The 24977-nt window shown below is 56.0% G+C and carries 19 protein-coding genes; 11 read left to right on the forward strand and 8 right to left on the reverse strand.

Annotated features, from left to right (window positions below; genetic code table 11):
• Nucleotide 1: 1 nt before the first annotated feature.
• Nucleotides 2–2314: an ankyrin repeat domain-containing protein gene (locus J3U88_RS06910; protein ID WP_207857806.1), complete on the reverse strand. Its 2313-nt coding sequence runs from the start codon at nucleotides 2312–2314 to the stop codon at nucleotides 2–4.
• A 648-nt stretch (nucleotides 2315–2962) separates the two neighbouring features.
• On the opposite strand from J3U88_RS06910, the gene J3U88_RS06915 reads away from it, so the two are divergent.
• Both J3U88_RS06915 and pilB read left to right on the forward strand, forming a co-directional pair.
• Nucleotides 2963–3613, forward strand: coding sequence for a hypothetical protein (locus tag J3U88_RS06915; protein ID WP_207857807.1), 651 nt, complete (start codon nucleotides 2963–2965; stop codon nucleotides 3611–3613).
• Between the two features lie 451 nt (nucleotides 3614–4064).
• Entirely contained in the window at nucleotides 4065–5687 is a 1623-nt protein-coding gene (pilB, locus tag J3U88_RS06920; protein ID WP_207857808.1) for a type IV-A pilus assembly ATPase PilB, read from the forward strand.
• A gap of 726 nt (nucleotides 5688–6413) precedes the next feature.
• On the opposite strand, the gene J3U88_RS06925 is transcribed toward pilB, so the two are convergent.
• Nucleotides 6414–7364 carry a putative metalloprotease CJM1_0395 family protein gene (locus tag J3U88_RS06925; protein WP_207857809.1) on the reverse strand — a complete coding sequence of 317 codons (951 nt, stop codon included), beginning with the start codon at nucleotides 7362–7364 and terminating at the stop codon, nucleotides 6414–6416.
• Nucleotides 7365–7891: 527 nt separating this feature from the next.
• On the opposite strand from J3U88_RS06925, the gene J3U88_RS06930 reads away from it, so the two are divergent.
• Entirely contained in the window at nucleotides 7892–8266 is a 375-nt protein-coding gene (locus J3U88_RS06930; protein ID WP_207857811.1) for a hypothetical protein, read from the forward strand.
• A gap of 59 nt (nucleotides 8267–8325) precedes the next feature.
• On the opposite strand, the gene J3U88_RS06935 is transcribed toward J3U88_RS06930, so the two are convergent.
• The gene (locus tag J3U88_RS06935) at nucleotides 8326–9195 is read right to left on the reverse strand and encodes a class I SAM-dependent methyltransferase (protein ID WP_207857813.1); all 870 of its coding nucleotides are present in this window, start codon (nucleotides 9193–9195) and stop codon (nucleotides 8326–8328) included.
• An 86-nt stretch (nucleotides 9196–9281) separates the two neighbouring features.
• On the opposite strand from J3U88_RS06935, the gene J3U88_RS06940 reads away from it, so the two are divergent.
• The 5 genes from J3U88_RS06940 to J3U88_RS06960 all read left to right on the forward strand — a co-directional run bounded on the left by J3U88_RS06940 (nucleotide 9282) and on the right by J3U88_RS06960 (nucleotide 14804).
• The gene (locus J3U88_RS06940; RefSeq protein ID WP_207857815.1) at nucleotides 9282–10901 is read left to right on the forward strand and encodes an adenylate/guanylate cyclase domain-containing protein; all 1620 of its coding nucleotides are present in this window, start codon (nucleotides 9282–9284) and stop codon (nucleotides 10899–10901) included.
• Between the two features lie 138 nt (nucleotides 10902–11039).
• Nucleotides 11040–11840 (forward strand): tetratricopeptide repeat protein, encoded by an 801-nt coding sequence (locus J3U88_RS06945; protein WP_207857817.1) that lies wholly within the window; start codon nucleotides 11040–11042, stop codon nucleotides 11838–11840.
• A complete protein-coding gene (locus tag J3U88_RS06950; protein WP_207857818.1) occupies nucleotides 11841–12194 on the forward strand; it encodes a hypothetical protein in 354 nt (117 codons plus the stop codon).
• Nucleotides 12195–12222: 28 nt separating this feature from the next.
• Nucleotides 12223–13917, forward strand: coding sequence for a signal recognition particle-docking protein FtsY (gene ftsY / locus J3U88_RS06955; protein WP_207857819.1), 1695 nt, complete (start codon nucleotides 12223–12225; stop codon nucleotides 13915–13917).
• Between the two features lie 506 nt (nucleotides 13918–14423).
• Entirely contained in the window at nucleotides 14424–14804 is a 381-nt protein-coding gene (locus tag J3U88_RS06960; protein WP_207857820.1) for a PilZ domain-containing protein, read from the forward strand.
• Between the two features lie 109 nt (nucleotides 14805–14913).
• Here J3U88_RS06960 and J3U88_RS06965 read toward each other — a convergent pair whose 3' ends face one another.
• From J3U88_RS06965 to J3U88_RS06980, 4 genes are all read right to left on the reverse strand, one after another.
• The gene (locus J3U88_RS06965; protein WP_207857821.1) at nucleotides 14914–15393 is read right to left on the reverse strand and encodes a GreA/GreB family elongation factor; all 480 of its coding nucleotides are present in this window, start codon (nucleotides 15391–15393) and stop codon (nucleotides 14914–14916) included.
• A 9-nt stretch (nucleotides 15394–15402) separates the two neighbouring features.
• On the reverse strand, nucleotides 15403–16425 hold the full coding sequence (gene lpxK, locus J3U88_RS06970; RefSeq protein ID WP_207857822.1) for a tetraacyldisaccharide 4'-kinase: 1023 nt from the start codon (nucleotides 16423–16425) through the stop codon (nucleotides 15403–15405).
• Between the two features lie 26 nt (nucleotides 16426–16451).
• Nucleotides 16452–18206 carry a UbiD family decarboxylase gene (locus tag J3U88_RS06975; protein WP_423842041.1) on the reverse strand — a complete coding sequence of 585 codons (1755 nt, stop codon included), beginning with the start codon at nucleotides 18204–18206 and terminating at the stop codon, nucleotides 16452–16454.
• Nucleotides 18207–18397: 191 nt separating this feature from the next.
• Nucleotides 18398–19840 carry an FHA domain-containing protein gene (locus J3U88_RS06980; RefSeq protein WP_207857824.1) on the reverse strand — a complete coding sequence of 481 codons (1443 nt, stop codon included), beginning with the start codon at nucleotides 19838–19840 and terminating at the stop codon, nucleotides 18398–18400.
• Between the two features lie 702 nt (nucleotides 19841–20542).
• On the opposite strand from J3U88_RS06980, the gene J3U88_RS06985 reads away from it, so the two are divergent.
• Complete coding sequence (locus tag J3U88_RS06985) at nucleotides 20543–21106, forward strand: hypothetical protein (RefSeq protein ID WP_207857826.1); 564 nt, start codon at nucleotides 20543–20545, stop codon at nucleotides 21104–21106.
• A 589-nt stretch (nucleotides 21107–21695) separates the two neighbouring features.
• Here the strand turns inward: J3U88_RS06985 and J3U88_RS06990 are convergent.
• Complete coding sequence (locus J3U88_RS06990; RefSeq protein ID WP_207857828.1) at nucleotides 21696–22193, reverse strand: hypothetical protein; 498 nt, start codon at nucleotides 22191–22193, stop codon at nucleotides 21696–21698.
• Between the two features lie 593 nt (nucleotides 22194–22786).
• Here J3U88_RS06990 and bioB point away from each other — a divergent pair.
• Complete coding sequence (gene bioB, locus J3U88_RS06995; protein WP_207857830.1) at nucleotides 22787–23788, forward strand: biotin synthase BioB; 1002 nt, start codon at nucleotides 22787–22789, stop codon at nucleotides 23786–23788.
• Nucleotides 23775–24977, forward strand: coding sequence for an aminotransferase class I/II-fold pyridoxal phosphate-dependent enzyme (locus tag J3U88_RS07000; RefSeq protein ID WP_207857832.1), 1203 nt, complete (start codon nucleotides 23775–23777; stop codon nucleotides 24975–24977). The genes bioB and J3U88_RS07000 overlap by 14 nt, the downstream gene beginning before the upstream one ends.

Below are 24977 nucleotides of genomic sequence, written 5' to 3' on the forward strand. Positions count from 1 at the left end.
ACTAACGCGCGCCGCCACCGGGTTTGCCACTGTAAATGTTCAGCATTTCGATGATCAGCGGTGTGGTTGCCAGCGAACGCGGTGACTCGCCGCGGTCGTTTTGGAACTCGGCCTCGGCCTTGTTCTCTAGTAACGCGATGACCGCCGCCGGGTGGGATTTGGAAACCGCCCACATCAACGGGGTCCAACCCGCCGCGGTGCGTTGATGGACGTCCGCGCCTAATTTGAGCAATTGACACAGCAACAGGATTTTTCCTTTACCGGCGGCAATGGTTAACGGGGAACGGCCGCGGTCGTCCTGGTGATTGATGTTGGCGCCGGCCTCGTGAAGGATCGGCAACAGGTAGCGGTGCTCCTGGTTGGTCGCAATTAGGAAGGCCGTGCTGCCTGAGTTTTCCGTTGCCTCAAGGTCGATCTCCTGTTGGAGCAATTGGGTGACTATGGCCTGGTTGCCGTTAAATACCGCGTACATCAGCGCTGTTTTGCCTTGGTCGTCTTTGCGGTTGATGTCCGCGCCGCGCTTGAGGAGTTGCTGAACCAGGGTGCGATCACCGCGCATGCAGGCGATCATCAGCGGGGTGGTGCCGCCCTCGTTGGCGCTGTTAATGTCGGCGCCCTGCGCCAACAAAAAGCCGAGCATGTCGCTGTTGGCCCTTGCCGTGGCCCACATGATGGGGACCCAGCCGTTGCCGTCGGTTGCGTTGAGGTCGGCGCCGCGTTCCAGCAGAAATGCGACGACGTTCGGGTGACCGGCCTGGACCGCCAGGTTGAGCATCGATTGGCCGCGGTGATCCTCGGCTGTTAGCGGAAACCCCTGGGATTCGAGGTATTGAATGAGGTCGAGATTGCCTGATTCTAAAGCCAGGGTCATGGCGTTGCGACCTTGTTGGTCCGTGGCGTGTACGTTCGCGCCCAACCCGACCAGGCACTTGCACAGGTCGAGGCGACCGTCGTCGATGGCCGCCAGCAGTGGGGTTAGGCCTTGTTCGTCGCCGTGGTTGATATCAGCGCCCGCTTCGACCAACAACGCGGCAACGTCTTGGTCATTGCCCTGTTGGATTTCTACCACATCGCCGACCGCCTGTTCGCAATCGCTCGCGGGATAAAGCGAGCGGCTGAAATAAAACAAAGCATTGCGGCCGGCGCCGTCAATACGGCGGACATCGGCGCCCATCTTTAGAAACAGGGCGACGAGTTCGGCCTGGCTGTTGCGACAGGCCCACATTAAGGCGTTGGCGCCGTTTTTGTCCATGGCGGCCAGAGAAATGCCGCGACCAACCAGAAGGAGTGCCGTGTCTTGGTGCCCGCCGTAAGCGGCCAGCATGAGCGGCGTGACGTCGCGCGGTGCGCGTACAAACAGGTCTACATCCGCTTGGATCAAGTGGCGTACCACCTCGGTGTGACCCAGTGCGCAAGCCCAAAGGAAAGGGGAGAGGCCGACGCGGTCGCGGGTTTCGAATTGGGTGCGGAAATCGAGCAGGATGCCCACCGCTCGGGTTAGACCGGCCCGGGCCGCCAGCAAGGCCGCGTCGGTACCGTCGTCCTTGCGCGCGTTGGGATTGGCGCCGTACGTCATGAGCGCGCGCAGACAGTTTTCGTAATGTTCGTTGTCTTTGGCTTCCTTGAGGCACCACATCAAGGTGGTCCAGTTCATGTGGTTGACCGTATTGGGGTCGGCCCCGTGTTCCAGCAAATTGCGGGCAACCGCCTCGTGGCCGCCGCCGCAGGCCCACATCAGGGCCGTCATGCCCCATTTGTCCCGCGCATGAATGTCGAGACCCGCGCCGAGCAGGCGGTCGGTCACTTCTTTTAAACCGTTGCGTGCGGCAAACATCAGCAGGGAGGATTGGTCGAGGTTGCGGTTGGCGGGTTGGGCGCCCAGGTCGAGGAGCAACAAAGCCGCTTTTTCGTGTCCCTCCATCGTGGCCCACATCAAGGGGTTCATACCGCGGCCGTCTTTGTGTTCCAGGTCGGCGCCTGCCTTGACCAGCTTCAAGATAATGCTGTTCTCACCTTTTCGAGCCGCCGTGGTTAAGGCGGTTTCACCCTGTTTGTTTTTGGCGTTTAGCGCGGCGCCGCGATTGATCAGCCATTCCGTCATGTCGGTTTGGCTCGCCGCCGCGGCCGCGATGAGCAGCGTGTTCCCGTGGAAATCGCGGGTTTCGGGCGAGACGCCGTCGTCAACTTTCGCCTTGAGTTCGGTCAGTTGACCGTTGCTGACGAGATCGTGGACGCTTGTTTTTTCATGGGAGGACGCGGCGTCGATGCCTTGGTTTTGTTCAGCGGCCGAATCCGGCTCCGAGGGGTGCGCCATGAAAGGTTCCTTTACATCGTATGGTTTGACGGCGAGTGCGTGCTGAAAGGAGGTCGCCTCGTTGAAAAGCAAGGGCCGTCGCACCATGTGAACGCCCCTGTGAACGTGGAAAAGATGCCCTACTATAACCTAAAAAAGGCGGGGCTTCGTGGCGATTTCCACCAAACACTTGGGCCCCAAGCATTTGAGACGGACCTCTCGTGATTAAGCTGAACAAGGCTTCAGCGATTAAGTGTCGTACTTCGAGGTGTTTGGGGGAAAGAGCGCGCGGTGGGTTCGGCAGGGTATGGCGGCGGAATACGGGGCGGGAACCGGGACCTTGTCGTCATCGCAAAGGAGGCGGACGGATTGGCCGAATCTCTAAGGAAAACAGGGTGATATGGGCTTTGGCCGCGATCTGGATCCGCGCTTTCCGCGCGAAGGGCGTCGTCTTTGCGCGCGGTGTCGGGTTGTTGTGGCGCCTTTGCCCTGGGTGTCCGGGTTGACGGTCCGTGTTGTATTTAACTGATAGATAACGTCTTTTGAACCATTTGTCGTTTTGCGAAACGTGCCGCGTTGTGATGATTCACGCATTCCGGCGGCTCACCTCTCGAAAAACGCGCGCCAATGTCGTAGAATTTTCGGGAACTCCCTCATAGGACGGTCTTTATGAGTCAGCATTCCCTTCCAGGTCCCGAAACGCCGGTTACGGTTTTTTTGGCGTGCTTTAAGCGTGCCTTGGTGCCCGATATCAGTCCGGTAGGTATGGGTTTGCAGACCCCGCATACCTTGGCTGTTGGTAAGAATTACCTTTTTCAGATCCATTGCCAGGGCCATACCTTTTCGGTGATGGGTGGTGTGGTTCGTTGGTCCTTGAGTGAGTTGCGCCCCGACGATACGGGCTCTTCCGTGCCCCTGTATTCCGGGGGCATTGAATTCGATATTCCCCGATCCTACACCGAACAAAATTTGTGGCACCTGCTCAAGGAGAATTCGCCCGGCGAAAAACGCATTGGTTCGCCGCGCATTGAGCCCTTGTACCAGGTTTTCGCCGATGTGTTTGAGGCGGTTGACAGCGAGGTTGGCTTTCTTGCCAACGGGGATTTGGTGTTTTCTGCACCACGCCCGTTTGATCCCGACGGGGAGTGGGACCTCATTCTCGCCTGGGGTGAGCGCCATGTTGAAATTGTCGGGCGGGTGGTCCAGGTCTCCAAAAAAGACAACCAAAGCGCATATTTATCGGTGCTTGAGGTAATGAAATGCGAACCAAAGGGCGAAGAGTTACTTAATCGGATGCGCGCTTCGTTTCCGCGATCCTAGCGCATGCCTCCCGGCTACCGCGAGTAAGGAACTGTGCACAACCGTTGGTTGCGTTAGGAGGGCCCCAAAGAAACGAATCCGGTGGTGTTTCTTCAAACCATTGTCGGTTAGGGGTTTGACGGAAAATGTCGCCGTGTTACGCGGTTTTTGGGTTGTGTCTGCCGTTGGGTAGGTAGGTGGGTTTGGACGTTTGGGTGATGAGGGCGTTCACGCACATCCGAATCATGCTGATATAATGAAGACCTCTTCGTTGTTATCACGTGTCAAGGGCTCGCCCCGAGCGAGCCAAGGTGTTTGAGGTGCTGATGCCCCAATGCCGTCGGTCGTTCTTTCGGATCTTGCCGGGTTTTGTCAAAGAATGGCTTAGCTCACTTTTGTTTTTGCCTGGTTTCGGGTAAAAATCGAACTGAAGCGCCATGGTTCATTAATGGTTCATTGCAAGGAGTTGCATGTGTCGCAAGATATTGTCCCCGTAATTAGTCTCGCTGATCGGGAAATCGATTCACAGCTTATCAGCCTGATTCCCATCAAGGTTTTGAAGAAGCACACGGTCGTGCCGATCAGTCGGCGGGGGTCTACGATTACGGTTGCGACTGCCGACCCCACCAATATTTTTGCCGCCGACGAACTGAAATTTATCACCGGCTACAACATTGAAATGGTCGTTGCCAAACGTGAAGAAATCGAGCAGTTGATCGGCGTGGTTCGCCTCGGTGGTGACGAGGTGCTCGAGGGCATGGGCGAGGAAAGCGCCATTGCCGCTTACAACGAGGCCGGTGACGGCAGTATTGATTTCGCCGCCGACTCCTTATTGGAGCTCGAGGATTTTGATTCTTTGGTATCTGGAGCTGTTGACGACATTGAGGTCGTGGAAGATATCGACGAGGGCGAGTTATCGGAGAACGTCGACGCCCCGATTATTAAGCTGGTTAACAGCATGCTGCTCAAAGCCATTCACATGAAGGTCAGTGATATTCACGTTGAGCCGTACGAGCGCCAGATGCGGGTACGTTACCGTCTGGATGGTGTGCTCAAAAACGTGATGACCCTGCCGGTGCAGTTGAAAATGCCGATTCTGTCGCGCCTTAAGGTTATGGCGCACCTTGACATTGCCGAGCGGCGTTTGCCTCAGGACGGTCGGATTAAGTTGAAAATCGGCAAGGGCCGTGAGATGGACTTCCGCGTATCCTCGCTGCCCACCTTGTTCGGTGAAAAAATCGTTTTGCGTCTTTTGGATAAAAGCAACCTGCAACTGGACATGACCAAGCTGGGTTTTGAAGAGTCTTCGCTTGACGTCTTCCGTCACAACGTTAGCCAGCCTTGGGGCATGGTGTTGGTTACCGGGCCGACTGGATCCGGCAAAACCACCACCCTGTATTCGGCTTTGTCTGAACTGAACAAAGAAGATACCAACATCATGACTGCCGAGGATCCCGTCGAGTACAACCTGTTGGGGATTAACCAGGTGCAGATGGCCGACCAAATCGGGCTTAACTTCGCCGCCGCGTTGCGTTCGTTTTTGCGTCAGGATCCCGACGTTATTCTGGTTGGTGAGATTCGTGACTTTGAAACCGCGGAGATTTCGATCAAAGCCGCCTTGACCGGTCACCTTGTGCTGAGTACCCTGCACACCAACGATGCACCCAGTACGGTTAACCGTCTGATTAACATGGGGATTGAGCCGTTCCTGGTCAGTTCTTCCGTGAACTTAATTTTGGCGCAGCGGTTGGCACGTAAGATTTGTTCCAAGTGCGTGGGGCCGGCGGAAAGCAACGTGGCCGCCATGGAGCAGTTGGGCATGACGCCCGAGGATATTCGCGAGGTGACCCCGATGAAAGGTCAGGGTTGCGCGGTCTGTTCCAACACCGGTTGTAAAGGCCGGGTCGCCTTGTACGAGGTGATGGCTTTGTCGCCCGAGATCAAGGAAGCCATCGTGATGGGCGCAAGCGCGACCGAAATCAAAGAACTCGCGGTTGAAAACGGGATGGATACCTTGCGTCTGGCCGGGATCAAAAAAATCAAAGCCGGATTGTTGTCGCTGGAAGAAGTTTTGCGTGTAACCAAAGGCGACTAACCAACCCGCTTGTGGACGAATGCGCCGGGCCCTGTCCGGGGCATTCCTGTTCATGAAACGCCTGGCGACGGAACGGTTTTTTACCAAAGGCTGTCTGTTGCCGTGCCTGGCAATAACCCCACCAGGCGCGGGTTGACCTCGCGTGGATAAATGACCGGGGTGAAATCCCGGTGGGTGTGATCCGGCCTCACGGGGAAAAACGACCGGGGTGAAATCCTCGTGGGTGGAGGTCTGCCTTGCGCGTGTTCTGTAGGGACACGCACACCGTAGAGCGAGGTCCACCATTTCTTGAAGGGACTGGCGGTGGCACCCTCAAAAATGAACCTTGAAGTCTGGACCGGGAATTGTTGAAGCCTTGAGCGATTTTGGAAGCCCGGTAATGCCGGCACCTTCAGCGCCTGTTGGTCGTGAACCCCAAGCACCCAGGGCGTTGCCCTGGGCTGTCATAGATAACCCTTTCAGGGTAGCTTGAGGTAGTTCGCCTTTGGCGAACCTTCAAATCAATGGTGGTCCCATGGGAGCGGTGTGCGTGTCCATTCAGGACACGCGGGGGCGGCGCCCGAGCTAGGCGTCCGCGGCGCGTGAGCCGTTGCCATGAGCGGTTTCGGCAGCAGGGGGCGTTTCAGTGTCCGGGGTAAATCCGCGGCGCCCCATGAGCGGTTTCGGCAGTAGGGTGCGGTTCCGTGTTCGGGGCCGATCGGTGGCCTGGGTGATCTATTTGGTTGATTAGCCGACCAGGCTTAACAGGCTACCGCGTTCGCTTTGTGCTTGGCCGTTGGCGCCGTAGGTAAAGGGGGCGCCGAAGTTGCCGCCGCCGAAGTTGCCGGGGCCGCCGTTGCTAATTTGTTGCGCAATGGCGCTGGGCGGCGCATTGTTGCCGCCGGCACGGCCCAGGCTATTGGCGGCGCTAATGCCGTTGCTTGGGTTGTTATCCGTGCGATTGGCGCCGTCGAGGCCACGTGCCCCGTTCAGCCCCAGGCCGCTGCCGACAGCGGCGGTCGCTGCCTGATTTGCGTTGTTTTCGCCCGTATTGGGGCCGGTTGCTCTTTGTTCAGTAGGGCCGGTGGCGGTAGGGCCGGTCGTCGCGGGGTCGGCGGTGGGCGCTTGCGCTTGTGGCGTTGTCGCTTCTTCGCCTTCTTCAGGGTTGAGTTGTTCCTCCGCGATATCGCGTCGTGCTTGGTTGGCCATGCGGTCGGCCTGCGACGCGACCCGGCGGTCCTGGGAAGAGGGTTCGGCCGGGGCCAGGGCCGCGCGTTTAATGCGTTGCGCGCGCTGCAGGGTCGCCTCGGGATCGTTGGGAACCGAGGAGGTGTCGATTTGGACTTCGCCGCCGACCGCGTAGCGTTTGCCGTCGGGGCCGCGTTGGTAATCGTAGGTAGGACCGCCAATGGCCAAATCGCCGGCCGCCGACAAGTGCGCTTGTTCGTGGGTGCGTACCTCGCGGTCTCTTGCCTGCAACCGGCGAACGAGATCGCGTTCCGATTCGGTCAATTCGCCGGGTTGATCGTTTTCTTCCTCATCCTCTTCGCCGCGGGATTCGCCGCCGCTCGCGGGTTGTTGTGCCGTGGTGGGTTCGGCGGTAAAGGCGTTTTCGGTTTCGGACGTTTCCGCGTCCGCCTCGCGGTTGACACCCGCTTGGCTGATGGTGGCCTGGTCCCCGTCCTCATTGCGCAGCACGAGACCGTCCTCGGGTTCCGAGCGCCTGGGCTGGGACACGGGGGGGGCGGGAGAAAAACGACTAAGTCCGTCATTTTTTTCCGGTGCGCGTGGGGAAAAAGTCCCCAGACCGGTGCCGCTGCTACCGGTTAAAGCCGAGGTTGTACCGAGGGTCATAAGCTAAAGGTTTGCCTTTGTTGGTTTTGAGGAAGAACGTAGGCAGAGCATACGCGGATAGTTTCCTTATCGGAAGAACCAAACTGCGCCTAAAGACCCAAACGCGTTCTAACAGAGGGTGTGGCATTGTTAGAGGCAACCTGCTCTACGACCCGGCATCGGTACAGGGCCTTGTCGTGGTCACTGGTGCCGCTCCGCGCATTAGCCACCGCCTCAAAAAATGCCTCACCCCAAACATCTTTGTGTAAAAATTGGGTCATGCTTGGGGTTTGTTTTTGACCCAGCCTCTTGCCAGGACTATAATCGTAGGCGGAACCAGTACGTACTCATAAATTGTGGAAGAGTTCGCTGGTTCAGTGAGGAGGTCCGCGATGATTGAACCTGGATCCATCAACGGTCTGAACAACACGGATCGGGCCAAGTTGGATGCAAAAAAAGCCGACCGCGCGGAAAGTGGTTCGGCCAACCGTCGTTCCGGCGGCCCGGTAGCTGATTCCTTCAGCTCATCCGCGCCAAACCAAGCCGCTCCCGTTTATACCAGTGCCGGTATAACCAGTTCCTCCGCAACGAACGAGAAAGCGCAATCCGCGGCACGCCAACGGGAAGCCCAAAGTGACATTGATGCGGACGAAGCGGAATCGCTCGTCTCTAATACCTTGGCGCTTTTCGGAGCCGATAGTGAGACAGCCGCTGTTGCGCAATCAGCCGGCCTCAATGAAGCACGAGTGCTTGAGCTGATCGCCTGACGCCCTAACTGGTTTATGTTTGAAACGCCCTTCCATCCCCTGGGATGAAAGGGCGTTTGTCATTTGGGCTTGCGGGCCGTGACGTACAGTGTACTTGCGAGGCGCTTCGCCTCCGGGAAGCGGGTTACCAAGGCGTCCGCGTATTTGATCGGAAACAAAAGCGCGGTGAGCCCGCCTTTAATGAGTGTGTAGCCGCGTGGGTAACGCAAGCCGCTTAGGACGTAGCCCCATTCGCTGAGCAGGTTGACCATGGCCGAGCAGGGGCCCGCGTGGATGCCGACGGTTACCGCCTCAAAACGACTGAAGGCCGTCGCCAGGCCTTCGTGGGTCCAGCGGCTGAAATCGGCCGGGTGCCCGTGGTAGGGAAACAGGAAGGGGGCGATGAAAAAAGCGGATCCGCCGGGTTTTAGCGTTCGAAAGGCTTCCGCGATCACCCTGTGTGGATCGCGCACGTGTTCCAGGACGACCTCGCAAACGACCCCCGCGAAACTGTTGTCCCGGAAGGGGAGTTGGTGGGCGTCCGCGACCACGTCGACGCCGGGAAAATCATCGATGTCCAGGTGAACCGCCGCCGGGTATCGGGTGACGCCGCTGCCGATAATCAGTTTGAGGTCGGTTTGGTCTATGACGGCTGCCTTGGCTAGGCGCCAGGATTTGCCCGGGAAGTATTCTGAAGAAATTACGCGGCGTAGCTGTTGCATGAAGCGGTTGGGGCGGCGGTAGCCGGCGTCCATCAGGCTGCCCTCGGTGCTTTTGAGTAACTGTTGGGTGTCGTGGTTGGTGTCGATAAAACGGAACATTCCCGCGTGTTGCTGGAAGGGGGTGTTGCAGTGGGGGCAGTGGTTTTGCTCTTGTGAAAGGTCGTTGGCGTCTAACGCTAGCGCCTGGCGGCAGTTGGTGCAGGCCAGAAGAGGTATCCATGAATGCATGCCGGCTCCATTGAGGTCACTTGCCATATTGGTAAATAAGGCCCGACTATGCTAGCATACTTGCACTAAAACCAGTGGGGAACGGAATGTCGTATGTCCTGCGCTACACCGTTGATGGAACGGAAAAAGAGTTCCCGATCAGCGGGCGGGAAATTATTGTTGGACGCGCGCCTGACTGCCATCTCGTTTTAAATCAGCCAGGTATCTCACGCCATCATTGTAAAATGACCGTGGAAAGCGGTGGCGTCTTTATTTCCGACCTCAAATCGAAGAACGGTACCCGTGTCAACAACATTTACATCAAACGGGTGCAATTGGGGAACGGCGACCAAATTTTAGTTGCCGAATTTATGCTGGGCTTCCACCAAGCCGGGCCTTCTACCATGCCTTTTCCGTCCGAGCCCGAGCGGCAAAGCGACCAAATGGTGTTGCTGTCCGATCAGAAAGAATTACACGAGGAAGCCGGCACCATCATCCGCCGCGTTAATGATTTTCAGGACATTATTGCGAGTAAGGATCCGCGTCAGGATGAGGCGCAACGGATAACCACCGTTCTGATTAAGGTTGCCGAGGCGCTGATTGCCGTGAACACCTTGGATCAAATTATCGGTAAACTTATGGACCTGATTTTCGAACACCTGCCGGCGGATCGCGGCTTTTTGATGCTGCGTGACGAAAACGAACAACTGGTGCCCAAGGTGGTGCGCCACCGTGAGCATGGTGAATCAGACAACATTGAAATTTCGCGGACCATCGCGGAAAAAGCCCTGAACGACAAGATGGCGATTTTGACCACGGACGCCCAGGTTGACCCGCGTTTCTCGGCGGGTGAGTCGATTCGGTTTTTGGGCATTAAGTCGGCGATGTGTGTGCCCTTGTTTCACAAAGAGAAAACGATTGGGATTTTGTATTTGGATTCGCCGACTTCGGCGGCCATTTTCGGGCCGAATGATCTGGACCTGCTTACCGCGATGGCCAACTTCTCCGCGGTGGGTATTGAGCAAACCCAGCTAAACGAAAAAATTCTTCAGGAAACCTCGGTGCGTCAGCGCTTGGAGCGTTATCACTCGCCCAGCATCGTAAACCGCATCCTCAAAAACATTGCCGGTGGGCAATCGGAAGGTGAGGAATACAACCTACGGGTTCAGGAGCGTGACGTCACCATTCTGTTCGCGGACATTGTCGGCTTTACCCCGTTTTCGGAAAAATTTTCGCCGAACCGCATCGCCGAGTTATTGAACGAGTATTTTTCGGCCATGACCGAGGTTATCTTTCGCTACGAAGGCACGCTGGATAAGTACATCGGTGACGCCATTATGGCCATCTTCGGGGCCCCCAACAATATGTCCGATCACCCCTATCGCGCCGTTTGCACCGCGCTCGGGATGATGGAACAGTTGGAGGTGATCAACCGGAACAGACCGCCTTCCGAGCAATTCGCCATTCGCATTGGGCTCAACACTGGGCGCGCCGTTGCCGGCGACATCGGTTCCATTAAGCGGATGGAGTACACCGTGCTGGGAAATACCGTCAATATGGCTTCGCGGATCGAGTCGATGGCGTGCAAAGCGGGCCAGGTTGTGATTGGGGAGAACACCTACATGGCCGTAAAGGATCAGTTCGAGTGCATCAACCTCGGGGCGATCCAGTTGAAGGGGATTAGCGAAAAAGTGAATGTTTATCGGGTTCTTGGATTTGCCAAATAGGTGTTGTGTCTCACCGGTTGCCCCGGATTTTGGCTTTCTCTGGTCGTCGTCTTTCGTTATAAATGGGAGCAGCCTTTGTGGGTTGTACCGGTGGCCGGCTGTTGATTGCTTGCGGGAAGCCGTAAATTGGAGTTTTTCATGCGTAAAGTTCTAGTCCTGTGTGTTTTGGTGGGGATGGTCGGTTGCGGCCCCCAGAAAAAGGTCGAAACGGATGTACAGCAAGAGACCCAGCAGGAATACGATTACAAAAGAGCGCTCCAGAATTATCAAATCGGCGTGAATTACCTCAACAACAATCAGGTTTTGGAAGCCGTTTCCGCGCTTGAGCAAGCTGTTCAGCAAGATCGTGGTAATTTTCGTTACCAGCACGCCTTGGGTTTGGCGTACTCCATGAACGGCGAGCTTGCCAAAGCGGAACATTCGTTAAAGCAAGCGCTGGCTATTAACCCCAACGACTCGGAAAGCTACAATTTGTTGGGTTCGATTTACGTGGATCAGGAACGGTTCGAAGATGCGGTTGCCGCGTTCCGCAAGGTGATTCGCGACAAAAACTACAGTCAGCCGAAGTTTCCCTACTACAACATGGGATTGGCGCTCCGTCGTCAAGGCCGCCTGTCCGAGGCTGTTGCCGCATTTCAGCGCGCGGTGGCCATTGACCCCGACTTTTACCGTGTCTATATTTCCCTGGCTGAAATTTACCAGGAGAACAACGACTACAAACACGCGCTGCACTTCTATAAAAAAGCCGAACCTGGTTTTAACGACAGCGTCGACTTGCTCTACCAAATTGGTCACGCCTTCTTCAAATTGAAGCAATTCAATCAGGCCAAGGCCTACCTCGCCCAGGTTTCGATCCTCTTTCCGCCTCCTCAAATCGATCAATCCACGCAAGAAATGCTGCGTTACATTGAACTGAAACAACGCCGCGCCATGAATTAAATGGATTTTCATCACGAGTTTAGCAAAACCGTCGAGGCCTTTCCGTCGATTGAAGGGCTGATCTTTGCCGATCCCGACGGCGAGTCAATTTTGTTTGAAGCGCCGGATATGGATGGTTTTGATGTTAAACTTGCCGGTGCCAAAATGCCGATTCTGATGCAGGTCTTTGGCTGGCGCGATCTGGTCACCGCCCCGACCTTCATGGAGCTGACCTACCAAGATAAATTTATCATGGCAATTAAGTTGACACAGTTCTACAGTATCACCGTCGTCTGCCACGATTTGACGCAGCGTTTTCTCCTAAAGCGCCATCTCGAAACCTTGGCGGTTAAATTCAATCAAGAGATTTACTAATCAATATTGATCACTGGAGATCCACATAATGGCTAAAGAGCCCAAGAAGGGTTTGTTCTCCTTCGGTAAAAAAGCCGAAGATGCGCCCGCGAGCGAAAGTGAACCCAAGAAATCGGGCGGCTTTTTTTCGAAATTTCGCAAAAAAGATACCGCCGAAGAGACGAGTGCGCCGCCGACCGAAAAGAAAAAACGCTTTTTTGATCGTTTCCGCAAAAAGGACCAGGCGGATGGTGTTGAAGAGGCCGTCGCGGACGCCGTTGATTCGGGCGATGGCGCCCCCGCTGTATCCGCTGAAACACCCGCTGTCCCCGATTTGGAACCTTCTTTTGAGCGCGATTCCGAACCCGCGCCCGCTCCCGTTGCCGACACCGCGCCGAGCCAGGCGCCGCTTACCTCCGAACCCGCCGCTTTTGTCGCGGAGCCCGCCGCGCCGGTTGCCGCCGAGCCCGCCGCGCCGCTTTCCTCCGAACCCGCCGCTTTTGTCGCGGAGCCCGCCGCGCCGGTTGCCGCCGAGCCGTCGGCTCCGGTTGTAACCGAATCTGAGCCCGTTGCCCCGGTTGTTGCCGAGCAAGAACCTGTTGCACCCGCGACGACTGAAGCCACCGCCGCGGCGGTGGCCGAGCCCATTGCACCCGAGGCCGCTTCCGCCGAAACGGAAGAAGCGGCCGGTGAGGGCGATGACACTGTCGACGAGGAAGCCGGTGAGGAGAAGAAGTCGCGTTTTGGGAATCTCTTCAAACGAAACAAAAAAGAAAAATCCGAGGACGATGCCGAGACGGAAGGTGACGATGAAGGTGCGCCCAAGAAACGGAGCTGGCTCGAAAAGCTGAAATCTGGTCTTAAGGACACCCGAGCTTCCATCGCGGGCGGTATCAACAAACTGTTCCTGGCGACGCGGCAGATTGACGACGACTTGCTCGATGAACTAGAAGAGCTGCTGATTGGTGCGGATATCGGTGTCCAAACCACCATGGACATCATCGAGAAAATTCGCCTGGAAGTCAGTCGCAAGACACTAAAGGACAGCGAGCAGCTGAAAGAGCACCTCAAAATGGAGTTACGCGCCATTTTGGATCATCTGCCGGACCGCCCGTTTAACCTGGATCACGAGCCGACTGTTGTGTTGGTGATTGGGGTTAACGGTGTGGGGAAAACGACCACCATCGGCAAGCTGGCGCGTCTGTGGCAAATGCAAGGGAAAAAGGTGACCGTTTGTGCCGCCGATACCTTCCGTGCTGCCGCCGTTGATCAGTTGCAGGTTTGGGCTGACCGAACCGGTGTGGACATCGTGCGCAAGCCGGACTCGACCGACCCCGCCGCGGTCGTTTTTGAAGCTTTGGAGCGGATTAAGGTGACCGGCTCCGATGTATTGCTCATTGATACTGCCGGTCGCTTGCACAACAACCCCAACTTAATGAATGAGTTGGCAAAAATTCGACGCATCACAAGCAAGAGTTTCGAGGATGCCCCACACCATACCTTGCTGATTCTCGATGCGGTGACGGGTCAAAACGGGTTGCTCCAGGCCAAACAGTTTGCTGAAAAAATCGGCATTACCGATTTGATTGTGACCAAGCTCGACGGTACCGCCAAAGGTGGTATTGCCGTCGCCATCGCCAAAGAGTTGGGATTACCCATTCAATACATTGGTGTCGGTGAGCAGATGGACGACCTAATTACTTTCGAAAAAGGCGCTTTCGTCGATTCCCTTTTTGAGGGATAAACACGCCGATGGGTTCGTGCAAAGGTCGGGTTCCGGGTTTTGTGCGAGCCGCCGGCCAGATCCGCACCCGTGAAACCGCAATGTGAGGTGGGGTAACTTTCCGCGGCTTTTTACCCGTTGCGTTGATCTGTCGCTGGTGTTTCCGTTGTTTGCGCGTTATGAAATAGATGGCGCGAATGACCCCGCGGTGATCGCCGATTTCATCGGGGTGGTTCCGGTGCTGGAATCGCACCGAAATGCGGGATTTAGGCCCAATTGGTTTTTGGGTCGGAGGGCCTTTGATCCGGTTGAAGCCTTGGTTGGGTTTTGCCGCATGCTTGAAAAAGTCGTGGAAATCTCGTCTTTTCGGTTTTCGGTTGATCGTCTTCCTGCCGCAATCTGTTGAAAGCACGCGTTTTTTAGCGGGATCAGGCGGGTTAAATTCGAGTCGAAACCAAATTGGTAACCAGTGCTATAATGATGTGCTGGATTTTCTTTTTGGGTGTCAATGAATTTGTGGAGGGCCTATGAATTCAGAACAGGCTGAATCCTGTCGGCGGCGATACATTCGCTTTCCCGCCGATACACTGGTCTGGTGGTGCAAGGACTGGGAAACCGAACCCATTGCCTTGATTGATATCAGTGCCGGTGGCATGTTGTGCGAGTTTCCCGGGGAAATTCCGCGCGGCACGAAGGTAAGCTTGCATTTTGAGTTTCCCGGTCACGAGGGGCTCATTTTTTGCCGCTGTAAGGTAGCCCATTGTCGAAAAGGTGAAGAACCCTTCTTTTTGGTCGGTATGCGTATTCTCGAACTAGAAGGGATGGACCAGGGCGAATTTATCCGCCGTTTGAAGAACGGCCTGCCGCCGGGTGAAGCAACGGAAGAAGGCGAAGGCGCCGAAATTTAACAGGGTTCTCTCGGGAACCCGATCATGCCGAATCAGGCGGGAAAAGTCTCAGGGTCCGGACGCCGGTTCGCGGCGATCTCGGACCCGTGACTTTTTAGGCGGAACCTGGCTACAGGTTCATCTCGGTCTTTTTGTAGGGGACGATGTCCATGATTTCGAACGTCTTTTTCCCGGAAGGGATGGTAACCCCGACTTCGTCTTCGACCCGTTTGCCCATCAAAGCGCGTCCAATCGGGGAGCTGATGGAAATGCGGTTCATCTTCGCCTCAGCGTCCTCGGGCATGACGAGCTGGTAGGTAATCTCTTTGTCGGTGTCGATGTCTAAGACCGTAACCCTGCTTCCGTATCCCGCGGTATCCATCGGTAGCCGATCAACATCGACTTGGGCGATTTCATTGATACGGTTTTTAAGACTGCGGTACTTGGATTGAATCAACCGTTGCCGATCCAGGGCCGCCTCGTATTCGGCGTTTTCCGACAGGTCGCCCAGGGCGGCGGCTTTGCGGATCTCTTCCGGCAGCTTGGTTTTTAACTCGTGTTCCAATTCCCTAAGGTCTTCATTTAGTCGTGAAAGCAGTTTTTTGGTCATAGGTGTCCCTTAGTTAACAAATGGTTTGACAATGAGATCGTCGGCGGTTTCACCGCACCACGAAACAACTTGGGTAAGAAAGAACAAAGATACACCAAAATCCGTTGTTGGATCAAGCTTGACAGCGTCCTTCTCCGTGGTAATTACCGCGTCCAATTTTTTCTGAATGCAGCGTTCCCGGAGTTGTTTCAACTGCTCTTTTGTAAGCGCTTGGTGATCTTTCAGAATTGTTTTTTCGACAAGGGTTGCCCCGAGGGCCGTCAGGTTTTTGAAGAACGGCTCTGGTTTGGCAATGCCGCAATAGGCGGCGATTCGCTTGCCGCGAAGCTGGGTTTGTGGATAGCTGGTTCCGTCCTTAAGCGCGCACAAGTCACCGCTCTGGAAGCTGAGTTCGAGGATGGGGATTTGCGGGTTGGCCCGGCGAATCCCTTCGTGCCAGGCGGACAGGTGCTGGGCCTGATCGCATCGTGTTAAGACCGCGATATTAGCACGTTTCAGGCCCATCCAGCCCTCTCGATAGTAACCTCGTGGAAAAATTCGTGGCGGCGGCCCGCTCGCGTCCAACAGCACAATGTCGCAATCGCGGTAAAGTTGCCGATGCTGGAAGCCGTCGTCGATCAGGTACACATCCGGGGGGGCGGGCAAAACCTTGGCTGCCGCGTACCGACTCGGGCCCACGCAAACAGCGGCCCGTGGGTGACGTCGTGCCAGCATCAGGGGTTCGTCTCCCGCGAGGCGCCAGTCGTCCTCGGGGGTAACACGGCGCGATTGATCCGCCTGTTCCCGTCCGTAACCTCGGCTCAGCACCGCCACACGACAACCCACCGCGCTGAAACGCTGTACCAACTCCGCGGTGAACGGGGTTTTGCCGGTGCCGCCCATCGCCAGGTTTCCTACCGAGATGACAGGGCGTGGCAGTTGCTTGATCGGCAAACGTCCCTGATCGTACAGCTTGTTTTTGAGCCCGACCAAGCCGCCGAACAGCCATGCAGGCGGCCTGGCCAGCAAGTCGAGGAAGGGGTTCCGTGTCACGTTTGCTTCCTATTCCCGGTGTTGTGTTAGCGAAAGTGGGTTTCTAAATTGAGTTCGTCCCAGACCTTGTCGACTTCTGCCACCGTGTCCGAGTCGGGGGTGAGAACCGCCGGATATCCGGGCTTGAGGCGGCAATCGATGACCAAGGGGGGCTCGAATACTTTGTGGTAACGAACCGTCGCACCTTTGCCGTAAATGTCGCCTGCCGGCTCGAATCGGGTGAAAATATGCCACAAGAAATCGTGATCTGAGCGTACCGCGTCGGCCGGATCGTCGTGAAGGATGACCAAGCGGTATGGTTTGATTTCTGGGACTTCCAGCAGGCGCAAGGGATCTTCGTTGCCCGTTTTGTAAGCAGGCCCTTTCACCACCAGGACGCCGGGACAGAATAACCGGGGTTCGCTGAAGTCACCATGACCCAAGCTGTCGGGGCAGTTTTTGCAGAGGTCGAATTTGGCTTCACCGGTGCCGATAAAAACCGCCTTGGAGCCCTTGTTAATTTCCGGGCCGGTGTAATCGAGGGTGTCGAGGGAGATGTTGGAAAGGATGTGGACGTCCGTGCGCAGATCGCAGCGGGCGAGGACGTGCTCGAAAAACGGGCGGAAATTGCGCAGGTCGAGTGGGGCGTCCGTGGCCATCAGGACCTTGGAGAGCGATAGCTGGCCTTCACCCAAAATGCGCATACAGCAGGTGAACGCCTCTTTGTGATAGCGTTCGGATACAATCGCACCCGCCAGGGAGTGAACCCCCGATTCCTCGTAGGCAAACACGTCTTTGATGCCTTTCATCACCACGGGGAACAGCGGTGAAAACAGTTCTTGAAGGTAAATGGCGATGTAGTGGTCTTCTTGCGGGGGGCGTCCCACCACCGTGGCCGGCCAAATCGCGCCGTCGCGGTGGTAGATCTTTTCCACTTCCAAGTAGGGGTAGTCGTGCTGGAGAGAGTAATAACCGTAGTGGTCGCCGAAGGGCCCTTCCGGGGCGCGTTTGTGAGGTGGGATGGTGCCGTACAGACAGAAATCGGCCTCGGCTACCATGGGCAGGGATGCCCAGTTGGGATTGTCGATGAGGTCGAGTTTTTTGCCCTGTAACAATGAGGCGAACACCAACTCCGGCACATCCTCCGGGAGGGGGGCGATTGAGGCAATTACCAGGGCGGGTGGGCCGCCGACAAAGACGCAAGCCGGGAGGCCGCGGTTCTCGCGCTCGGCCGCGTAGTAATGGTTGCCGCCGCCGCGATGGATTTGAATGTGCATGCCGGCCTGGCGTGGACCCTGAAGTTGCACCCGGTACATGCCGAGATTGCCTTTTCCTGTTTTGGGATCCTGGGTGTAAACCAGGGGCAAGGTGACAAAAGGGCCGCCGTCCTCGGGCCAGGACGTGAGCGCGGGCAGTTCTTCCAAAGAGTCCAGGGTGTTCTGTACCAGGGGGCCGTTTTTGCGGCGTTTCATGCCGATGCCAAGGGCTTTGAGCGGCAGGTGGCGCATTTGCCACAGTTCCCCAAGACCTTTGGGTGGCAGCATGTTCTCGACGACATGAACCAGGTCCTTAATAAATTGGCCGGGCGCTTGGCCGAACGCCAGATCAATGCGTTTGTGGCTGCCGAACAGGTTGGTTGCCGCGGGAAAGCGACTGCCCTTTACGTTTTTAAACAAAAGCGCGGGTCCCTTGCGTTGGACCACACGGCGTTGGATTTCGGGGATGACCAAGTGAGGATCGAGGGGGATGTCGATTTCGACCAGTTCGTTTTCCCGCTTCAGGATTTGGACAAACTGATTCATATGGGTTATCGGTTGCAAGAAGCCTCCTTGGCTGTCTCCGACAATCGGTTAATTGAACGCGTCTAATTTACCCCGTGATGCGTTGTCGGTTAAGGGGTGGCATGAAAAAAGGCGTCGCCTCTTGGGCTGACGCCTTTCTTTGGTGTGATGGCGGGTTGGTATGTCCTGGAATGTTCGGGGCGAGCGCGTTCTTAGTGATCGCGATATAGGAATTTGTAGGTGCCGATCATGATGATGTCGCCGTCGGAGAGAAAATGCTCGCGAATGCGGTTGCCGTTTACATAAGATCCGTTTTCGGAATTGAGATCGTAAAGGGCGTAGCCACCAGGTCCGAATGCGATTTGGGCGTGCTTACGGGAAACGCGGTCTTCGGTGAGGTGGATATCGTTGTCCGGTGAGCGGCCGACGCTGGTGGTGCCCATGCCGAGGATGACCACCTGGCCTTCGATGGCGTTGTTCAACGCGGTGATTTTGGGGTTGGAAATCAGCATCGTGCCTTCGGTATCTTCCGGTTTGTCCTCGGGCTCGACGATATCTTTGTCCATCATCACCGTTGATTGGGGTTGTGGCGGCATCGGTGGTGGGCTGATGGGTGGCGGCCCCATGGGTGCCGAGGGGGGAGGCGGCGGCGCAAGCGGGTCGGGCGCGGTGCTGAGGGGTGGTGGTGTAACTGCTGGTGGTGGTTCCGACGGTGAGAAGGAAGAGGGTTCGGCCGGCGGGAACGACGGTGGCTCGGAGGGAGAAAAGGGAGGTGGATTGTCGGCCGGTACCTCGTCCAGGGATGCGCCCTCCAGGGGGTCTACATCCAGTGATCCGGTGAATTCAGTGCTGTCTTCTAACAAAGAAGCGTCAAAAGGTTTTTCGTCGTCCAGGGCCAGGTCCGTGTCCTCAATCGGTGGTGCAGTGGGCGCCGGCATGTCATTTTTCGGCAACAACATGGTTTCGTCGGCGGCGGGTTCCTCAAACGCACCCAGCGCCTCGTCGTCTTCGATTAAATCATCGTCCTCAAGGTCGTCGACCGCCGGCATCGGGGCGGACGGCTCGGAAGAGGCGGCCGGTATGGGTTCGGGCTCCGGTTCGGGCTCCGGTTCGGGTTCGGGCTCCGGTTCGGGCTCAGGTTCGGGCTCAGGCTCAGGCTCCAGTTCGGGTTCGGGCTCCGGTTCGGGTTCCGGCGGCGCCGCTTCTAAATCGTCCTCAGAGTCAAAAACCGATACGAAGGTTTCTTTGAGTTCCTGTAGTTCGTCCAGATCGGCGTCAAAACCCGTGATGCGTTCGTCCAATCCCTCCGATTGCTCATGGAATTCTTCTTCCTCAAATTCGCCGAGTTCAAAGCGGAAAGAGAGTTCTTCTTTTTCCAGAGAGACCGAATCTTTCTGATCTTGGATCTGGGTCAGGCTTTGTTTGAGCTTTTGGTATTCTTCACGGATGGCGGCTTTGAGCGGCGCCGCTTCCTCGGCCAACTCATCAAGGCGCGATTGATAATCGGATTGGACCTTGGCAAAAACGGCCTCCGAAACCTTGCCCTTCTTGGATTCCATTTTTTCCAAGCGGCCGTGGATCACATCTTGTTCTTCTTTAATGTTTTTCAGCTCTTCAATACCGGTCGTATCGATTTGGGGCAGGTTGTCCTGCATGGGAGCCTCCGGAATTGGAAATATCGATTGAGTTTACCAAATGCCGCTGGGTTTGCTAAAGCGGTAAATCTATTGTTCCTAGGGTACGAGGGGCAAAGCTGATGCTCGAAATCCCAGGCCGAAGAAATAACGCCCCGCTGAAAACGGAATCACGTGGTCGGGCGTGGCCGTCCCGGCCCCCAAAAGATGGTGCTTGGAAACAAACAAATCCAGTGTACAGCGCGGGAATCGGCCTGTCTAGCGATCAATCCAGGGCGTTTCAACGGGGTCCGTTTGGCGGGTAATCCCCCGAAAGGAGAAGGCGCGGGTGGGTTTACGAGGTGGGGTTTATTTTACGTTTATGTTTGATTTTGCGAGCGCTTCTCATCTTTCTGGAGGCCTCGAAAAGACCCGGGTCCCCGAGAAATGTAAAAAAATGCCACTGGGTTTTCGCGGGTCGAACCTTGGTAAAACCGTAGCTCGGCCGCGCGCTTTCGTGCAGAGTGGGATGGGACACTGTAGGGCAAAATATTGGTAACAAGGTGTTTACGGAAAGGATGCCGCGTGACGTTTTTCAGAATGAAGGCGAGACTACGGGCGGCGGGGGATTGATTTTTCTCTGGAATTTTCGGTGGGAAGTCAAAAAGGCAAAAAAGTTTGTTTGTCAAAATCGAGAAAATGTTTTAATATGTGCCGCAGAGTTCATTATGAAGGGGTAATGAAATGACGCAAGAACAAACTGTTGATAAGATTTTTAACGACGATGAGATGAAACTGCTCAACGTCAAACCGGAATGGACCGAAGACGATCTGCTCGGCCAAGAGGGCATCTTCTTCTTAAAAGATGTTGCTCAGAAGCTCCAGGTTCACTCTTCCGAATTCAAGAAAGAAGCACGTTCCATCGAGAAAAATGGGCTTGATCCTTGGGACGTTATGGGCATCCGCAAAACCTGGACGCACTGGCAGGTACGCATGAAAAAGTTCGCTCCTTACTACCGCGCACACCGCTTACCAAAAATTACCCAGGTCGATCCCGAGTGGGACGGCAACACGCTCCTCAGTCAGAGCGGCCGTTTCTATCTCACCGATGTCTGTGAAAAGATCCCGTTTTCGACACACCAAATCCGGTACCAAGTTCGCCGTTGTGCCAATCCAAAAGAGGAATACGGCGTGTGGAAAGATGACCAATACAAAGCATACTTAGTTGATATGGAGCGTTTTTCAGCGTGGATGAAGCGCATTTGGCTCCATGGTGATTTCAATGGGGGGCGTACTGAAGAGGACTAAACACTTCTCTTCATTAGCCTGAGTGGGCCGGTTGAACTGTCGGGGGCTGACAGTTCAACCGGCTTTTCTTATTTAGGATGTCTTGGGGATGGTGGTGGTGATCCCGAGCATGGCTTAGTAACTTTTATTTCTCAGGATTAAACCTAAGAAGCACGATAAGAGCGAGGGATTTTGGCTAAAGATCTGGAGCGAAATGGTTGGGAAAAAGCGAGCCGGGGTCGCGCACGACCGCACCCCGTGGGTGCGGTGAGCATTTTTACAGGCCGTTGCAGCCCAGAGATTTAGCTAAAATCACCGCGAGTTATCGCGCTTCTTAGGTTAAAGGATAAAAAGAGGATGCGCCTGATCATACGCGCCCTCTGTTGCCTGTTGGCGCCGCGGATGAAGCCGTCACTTCAGCCGGCGTGATTCAGGAGGGCAGGAGCTGTTTCCACCCGGCAAAAAGCCGATGCAACGAGTTTATCAACGTCGGGAACCGGCCAAAGAAGGTGAACAAGCGGGGCCGCATCCTGAGAAGCGTTTTCCCCAGCCAAGAAGACAAGCAACGAATCCACCCCATCCCAGCTGCAAAACCAGGTCCCTTTTCTCGTTAGAGGATGTATTCGAAGGAATCCTCTTCCACCATCTCGTTATTTTTGAGCATGTCGCGGAAGCCGAAAACAAGGCGGATCGGGCCGGCCAGGGCGAGATCGCAAAAGTAATACTTGCGTACCCGTGAGTCGTCGACGTGTTCCACGATTTTTATTTGACCCCCGCGCTTTTGGAAATTGCCCGCGATGTTGAGTATGTTGAAGCGGCTCATGGGCTCCTCGGTTCGGGTTGTCCGCATTTTCATGACAATTTGATCGGATTGGCCGATGCCCGCGTAGCCGAGATTGCGCACCAAGCTCGTCTCTAATTCAATAGACTTTCCCGACTCGGATTCAAACAAAATTTTTAATTCGTAATAAGGCATGAGCAGGGTCGTTTTGCGATTGCGCCGCGAGGCCAAGATTTGGATTTCTCCTTTTTTGGCCAAATCCTGGAAATGCTGTTCCAACTGGTCGACGTACTTTTTCTTACCGGTGGCAATAAAAATGGCAGACATAAGGGGCAATCCGTCCCAATACTGGCGAGGTTTTTGGGGCTGCTGAGTGAACGCTCGGACGAGGAAAACCGAAACCCGCGACAAAGAAGCTTTGCCTTATCAACGGTTATCGTCGCGTTCTTTCTAAAAAATAAGGGCTTATCGCGAATTTTTCCAGCCTCGACGGGGCGTCGTGACCGAAGCCACATCGTGGGTCGGTGCTAGCCCGCATTTCTCACAAGGAGTCGTAGCGAGAAACTGAATGCCTTGGGAGTACGAAGATTACGACCAAGCGCAAAGGGAGCGGGGCCGACCTTTCAGCGCTACGTCGCCTATTGCTCGACTGAGTAATGCGGAAGGCCGCCCCCTCGTAAGCGCATGGGTTGCCCCGCGGCAGAACGCCTTGTGAGAAATGCGGGCTAGGCGGGACGCGGGGGACCGCGCTCCCCGCCGCCTTTGATTTGTGGCATAATATGCGGCCAAGGTGAGGATCGCGAAATAGGCCGAGTTTTAGGGCCGCGGTGATCTCGATTCCGGCCCACGAAAAGGGCGGGTTCGAGGAATCGCTTCCCCGCGCGCGACCGCATCGACCATTTAATAAAGGGTGGGGCGATATGCCGAATGAATTGAAAAGCGATTGGACGCTTGATGAAATTGCCGAAATTTACGATCAACCGCTGCTGGAGTTGGTCTTCCGCGCGCAGGTTGTCCACCGCGAAAATCACGATCCCCTGCGGGTTCAAAAATGTACCCTGTTGTCCATCAAAACCGGGGGATGTCCCGAAGATTGCTCCTACTGCCCGCAAGCGGCCCGCTACCAAACCTCGGTGGAAAGCGAAAAGCTGTTACCGATGCCTACCGTGATGGCCAAAGCACGTGAGGCGAAAGCCAATGGTTCGACCCGTTTCTGCATGGGTGCCGCCTGGCGCAATGTCAAAGACGGTCCCCAGTTCGACCAAGTTATTGAGATGGTTAAAGGTGTAAACGAACTCGGCATGGAGGTCTGCTGCACGCTGGGTATGCTCAAGCCCGAGCAAGCGGAACGCCTCAAAGAAGCCGGCCTGTATGCCTACAACCACAACATCGATACCTCAGAGGATTACTATGGGGAAATTATTGGGACCCGTACTTTTGGGGACCGCATCGACACCTTAAAAAACGTGCGCAAGGCCGGCATTACCATGTGTACCGGCGGCATCATCGGCATGGGTGAAACCCGTGAGGATCACCTGTCATTCCTGCAGCGGTTGAGTTCCTTTAACCCGCATCCTGAAAGTGTGCCCATTAACGCGCTCGTTCCTGTCGAAGGGACCCCGCTGGAAAACCAAGAGATGATTGACCCACTCCTCTTGGTTCGGGTCATCGCGACCGCCCGTATTCTGATGCCCAAGTCGGTGGTTCGGCTCAGTGCCGGTCGCCTGCAAATGTCTCGAGAAGCGCAAATGCTGTGTTTCCTCGCCGGTGCCAACTCCATTTTTGCCGGCGATAAATTGCTGACGACCGCCAACCCCGGTGAATCCAGCGACGACACCATGTTCCGGCTGTTGGGGATCCAGGCCATGGAGAATCGCGCCGGCGCGCCCGCGGAGGAAGACGCGATCAGTGTCAACGTTTAAGACAGACCCCCCCGATGTCGCCCAATGGCAGGCGCGGCATCGGACTTTTGATCAAACGCTCGCGCGGGGAGAAGAACGACTCGCCGCCAAAGGCCGCTTGCGCGCGTTACGGCAACCCGCCGGTTTGGATCTTTCTTCCAACGATTACCTCGGTCTCGCCGAGCACCCTTGGATCCGGCAACGGCTCCAAGCAGCCCTTGCCGACGGGATTCCCCTCGGCTCAGGCGGTTCTCGGCTTTTGCGCGGCAATACCGCCCACCACGAGGCCGCCGAACGCGCCGTGGCGGATTTTGCCGGCGCACCCGCCGCGCTGATGTTTAACTCGGGTTACGATGCCAATGTCGGGGTGATTACCACCCTGACCGGGGCCGGTGATCGACTGTTCGCCGATGAACTGGTACACGCCAGCATGATCGACGGAATGCGCCAAACCAAAGCCGTACGGCACAACTTTCGCCACAACGACATGGCGCACCTGCGCGAACTGCTGGCGCGTGACGCCGCCGAACACATGGGCCGCTCGGGTACGCGTTTCATTTTGATCGAATCGGTTTACAGCATGGACGGTGATGTGGCGCCGCTTCAAGAGATCGTCGCCCTGGCCGAGCAATACGAGGCGTTTTTGATCGTGGATGAAGCCCATGCGACCGGGGTCTTTGGGCCGCAAGGCCGGGGCTTGTGCGCCGCGCAAGGGATGGGTCATGTACCTTTGGTTACCCTCCACACCTGTGGCAAAGCCTGGTCCAGTTTTGGCGCATTTGTGACCTGTTCCGAGGCCGTAAAGCAGCGCTTGATTAACCGCTGCCGCAATTTCATTTTTACAACCGCCATGCCCCCGCTTACGGCTGTCCATCATCTAGCTGTACTGGACGTCTTGCAACACGAATCCTGGCGGGCTGAAAAGGTGTTGGCGCTCGCACAACGCTTCCGTGACCACATGCATGGCCGTCTGGACATGGGCCAAAGCGTCACCCAAATCGTGCCCGTGATTTTGGGTACCGACCAGCGCGCCTGTTTCTTTGCCGAGTCCCTTCAAGCCGGCGGTTATGATATTCGGGCCATTCGACCGCCGACGGTTCCGCGCGGGAGCGCGCGATTACGGCTCGCCTTTAACGCCAAACTCGATGAGGCGGATGTGGACCGCTTGGCGGCTTTGATGGGCAAACTTTTGCTACAGGTGACGGACTAA

The organism is Acanthopleuribacter pedis (assembly GCF_017377855.1).
Classification (GTDB): domain Bacteria; phylum Acidobacteriota; class Holophagae; order Acanthopleuribacterales; family Acanthopleuribacteraceae; genus Acanthopleuribacter; species Acanthopleuribacter pedis.

Excerpts from the sequence above, each read along its gene's own strand:
- J3U88_RS06985 (WP_207857826.1), top strand. The coding sequence starts at position 20,543 with ATGACGCAAGAACAAACTGTTGATAAGATTTTTAACGACGATGAGATG.
- bioB (WP_207857830.1), top strand. The coding sequence starts at position 22,787 with ATGCCGAATGAATTGAAAAGCGATTGGACGCTTGATGAAATTGCCGAA.
- J3U88_RS06935 (WP_207857813.1), bottom strand. The coding sequence starts at position 9,195 with ATGCATTCATGGATACCTCTTCTGGCCTGCACCAACTGCCGCCAGGCG.
- J3U88_RS06945 (WP_207857817.1), top strand. The coding sequence starts at position 11,040 with ATGCGTAAAGTTCTAGTCCTGTGTGTTTTGGTGGGGATGGTCGGTTGC.
- J3U88_RS06930 (WP_207857811.1), top strand. The coding sequence starts at position 7,892 with ATGATTGAACCTGGATCCATCAACGGTCTGAACAACACGGATCGGGCC.
- J3U88_RS06910 (WP_207857806.1), bottom strand. The coding sequence starts at position 2,314 with ATGGCGCACCCCTCGGAGCCGGATTCGGCCGCTGAACAAAACCAAGGC.
- J3U88_RS06950 (WP_207857818.1), top strand. The coding sequence starts at position 11,841 with ATGGATTTTCATCACGAGTTTAGCAAAACCGTCGAGGCCTTTCCGTCG.
- J3U88_RS06980 (WP_207857824.1), bottom strand. The coding sequence starts at position 19,840 with ATGCAGGACAACCTGCCCCAAATCGATACGACCGGTATTGAAGAGCTG.
- ftsY (WP_207857819.1), top strand. The coding sequence starts at position 12,223 with ATGGCTAAAGAGCCCAAGAAGGGTTTGTTCTCCTTCGGTAAAAAAGCC.
- J3U88_RS06965 (WP_207857821.1), bottom strand. The coding sequence starts at position 15,393 with ATGACCAAAAAACTGCTTTCACGACTAAATGAAGACCTTAGGGAATTG.
- J3U88_RS06975 (WP_423842041.1), bottom strand. The coding sequence starts at position 18,206 with ATGAATCAGTTTGTCCAAATCCTGAAGCGGGAAAACGAACTGGTCGAA.
- J3U88_RS06915 (WP_207857807.1), top strand. The coding sequence starts at position 2,963 with ATGAGTCAGCATTCCCTTCCAGGTCCCGAAACGCCGGTTACGGTTTTT.
- J3U88_RS06960 (WP_207857820.1), top strand. The coding sequence starts at position 14,424 with ATGAATTCAGAACAGGCTGAATCCTGTCGGCGGCGATACATTCGCTTT.
- J3U88_RS06940 (WP_207857815.1), top strand. The coding sequence starts at position 9,282 with ATGTCGTATGTCCTGCGCTACACCGTTGATGGAACGGAAAAAGAGTTC.
- J3U88_RS06990 (WP_207857828.1), bottom strand. The coding sequence starts at position 22,193 with ATGTCTGCCATTTTTATTGCCACCGGTAAGAAAAAGTACGTCGACCAG.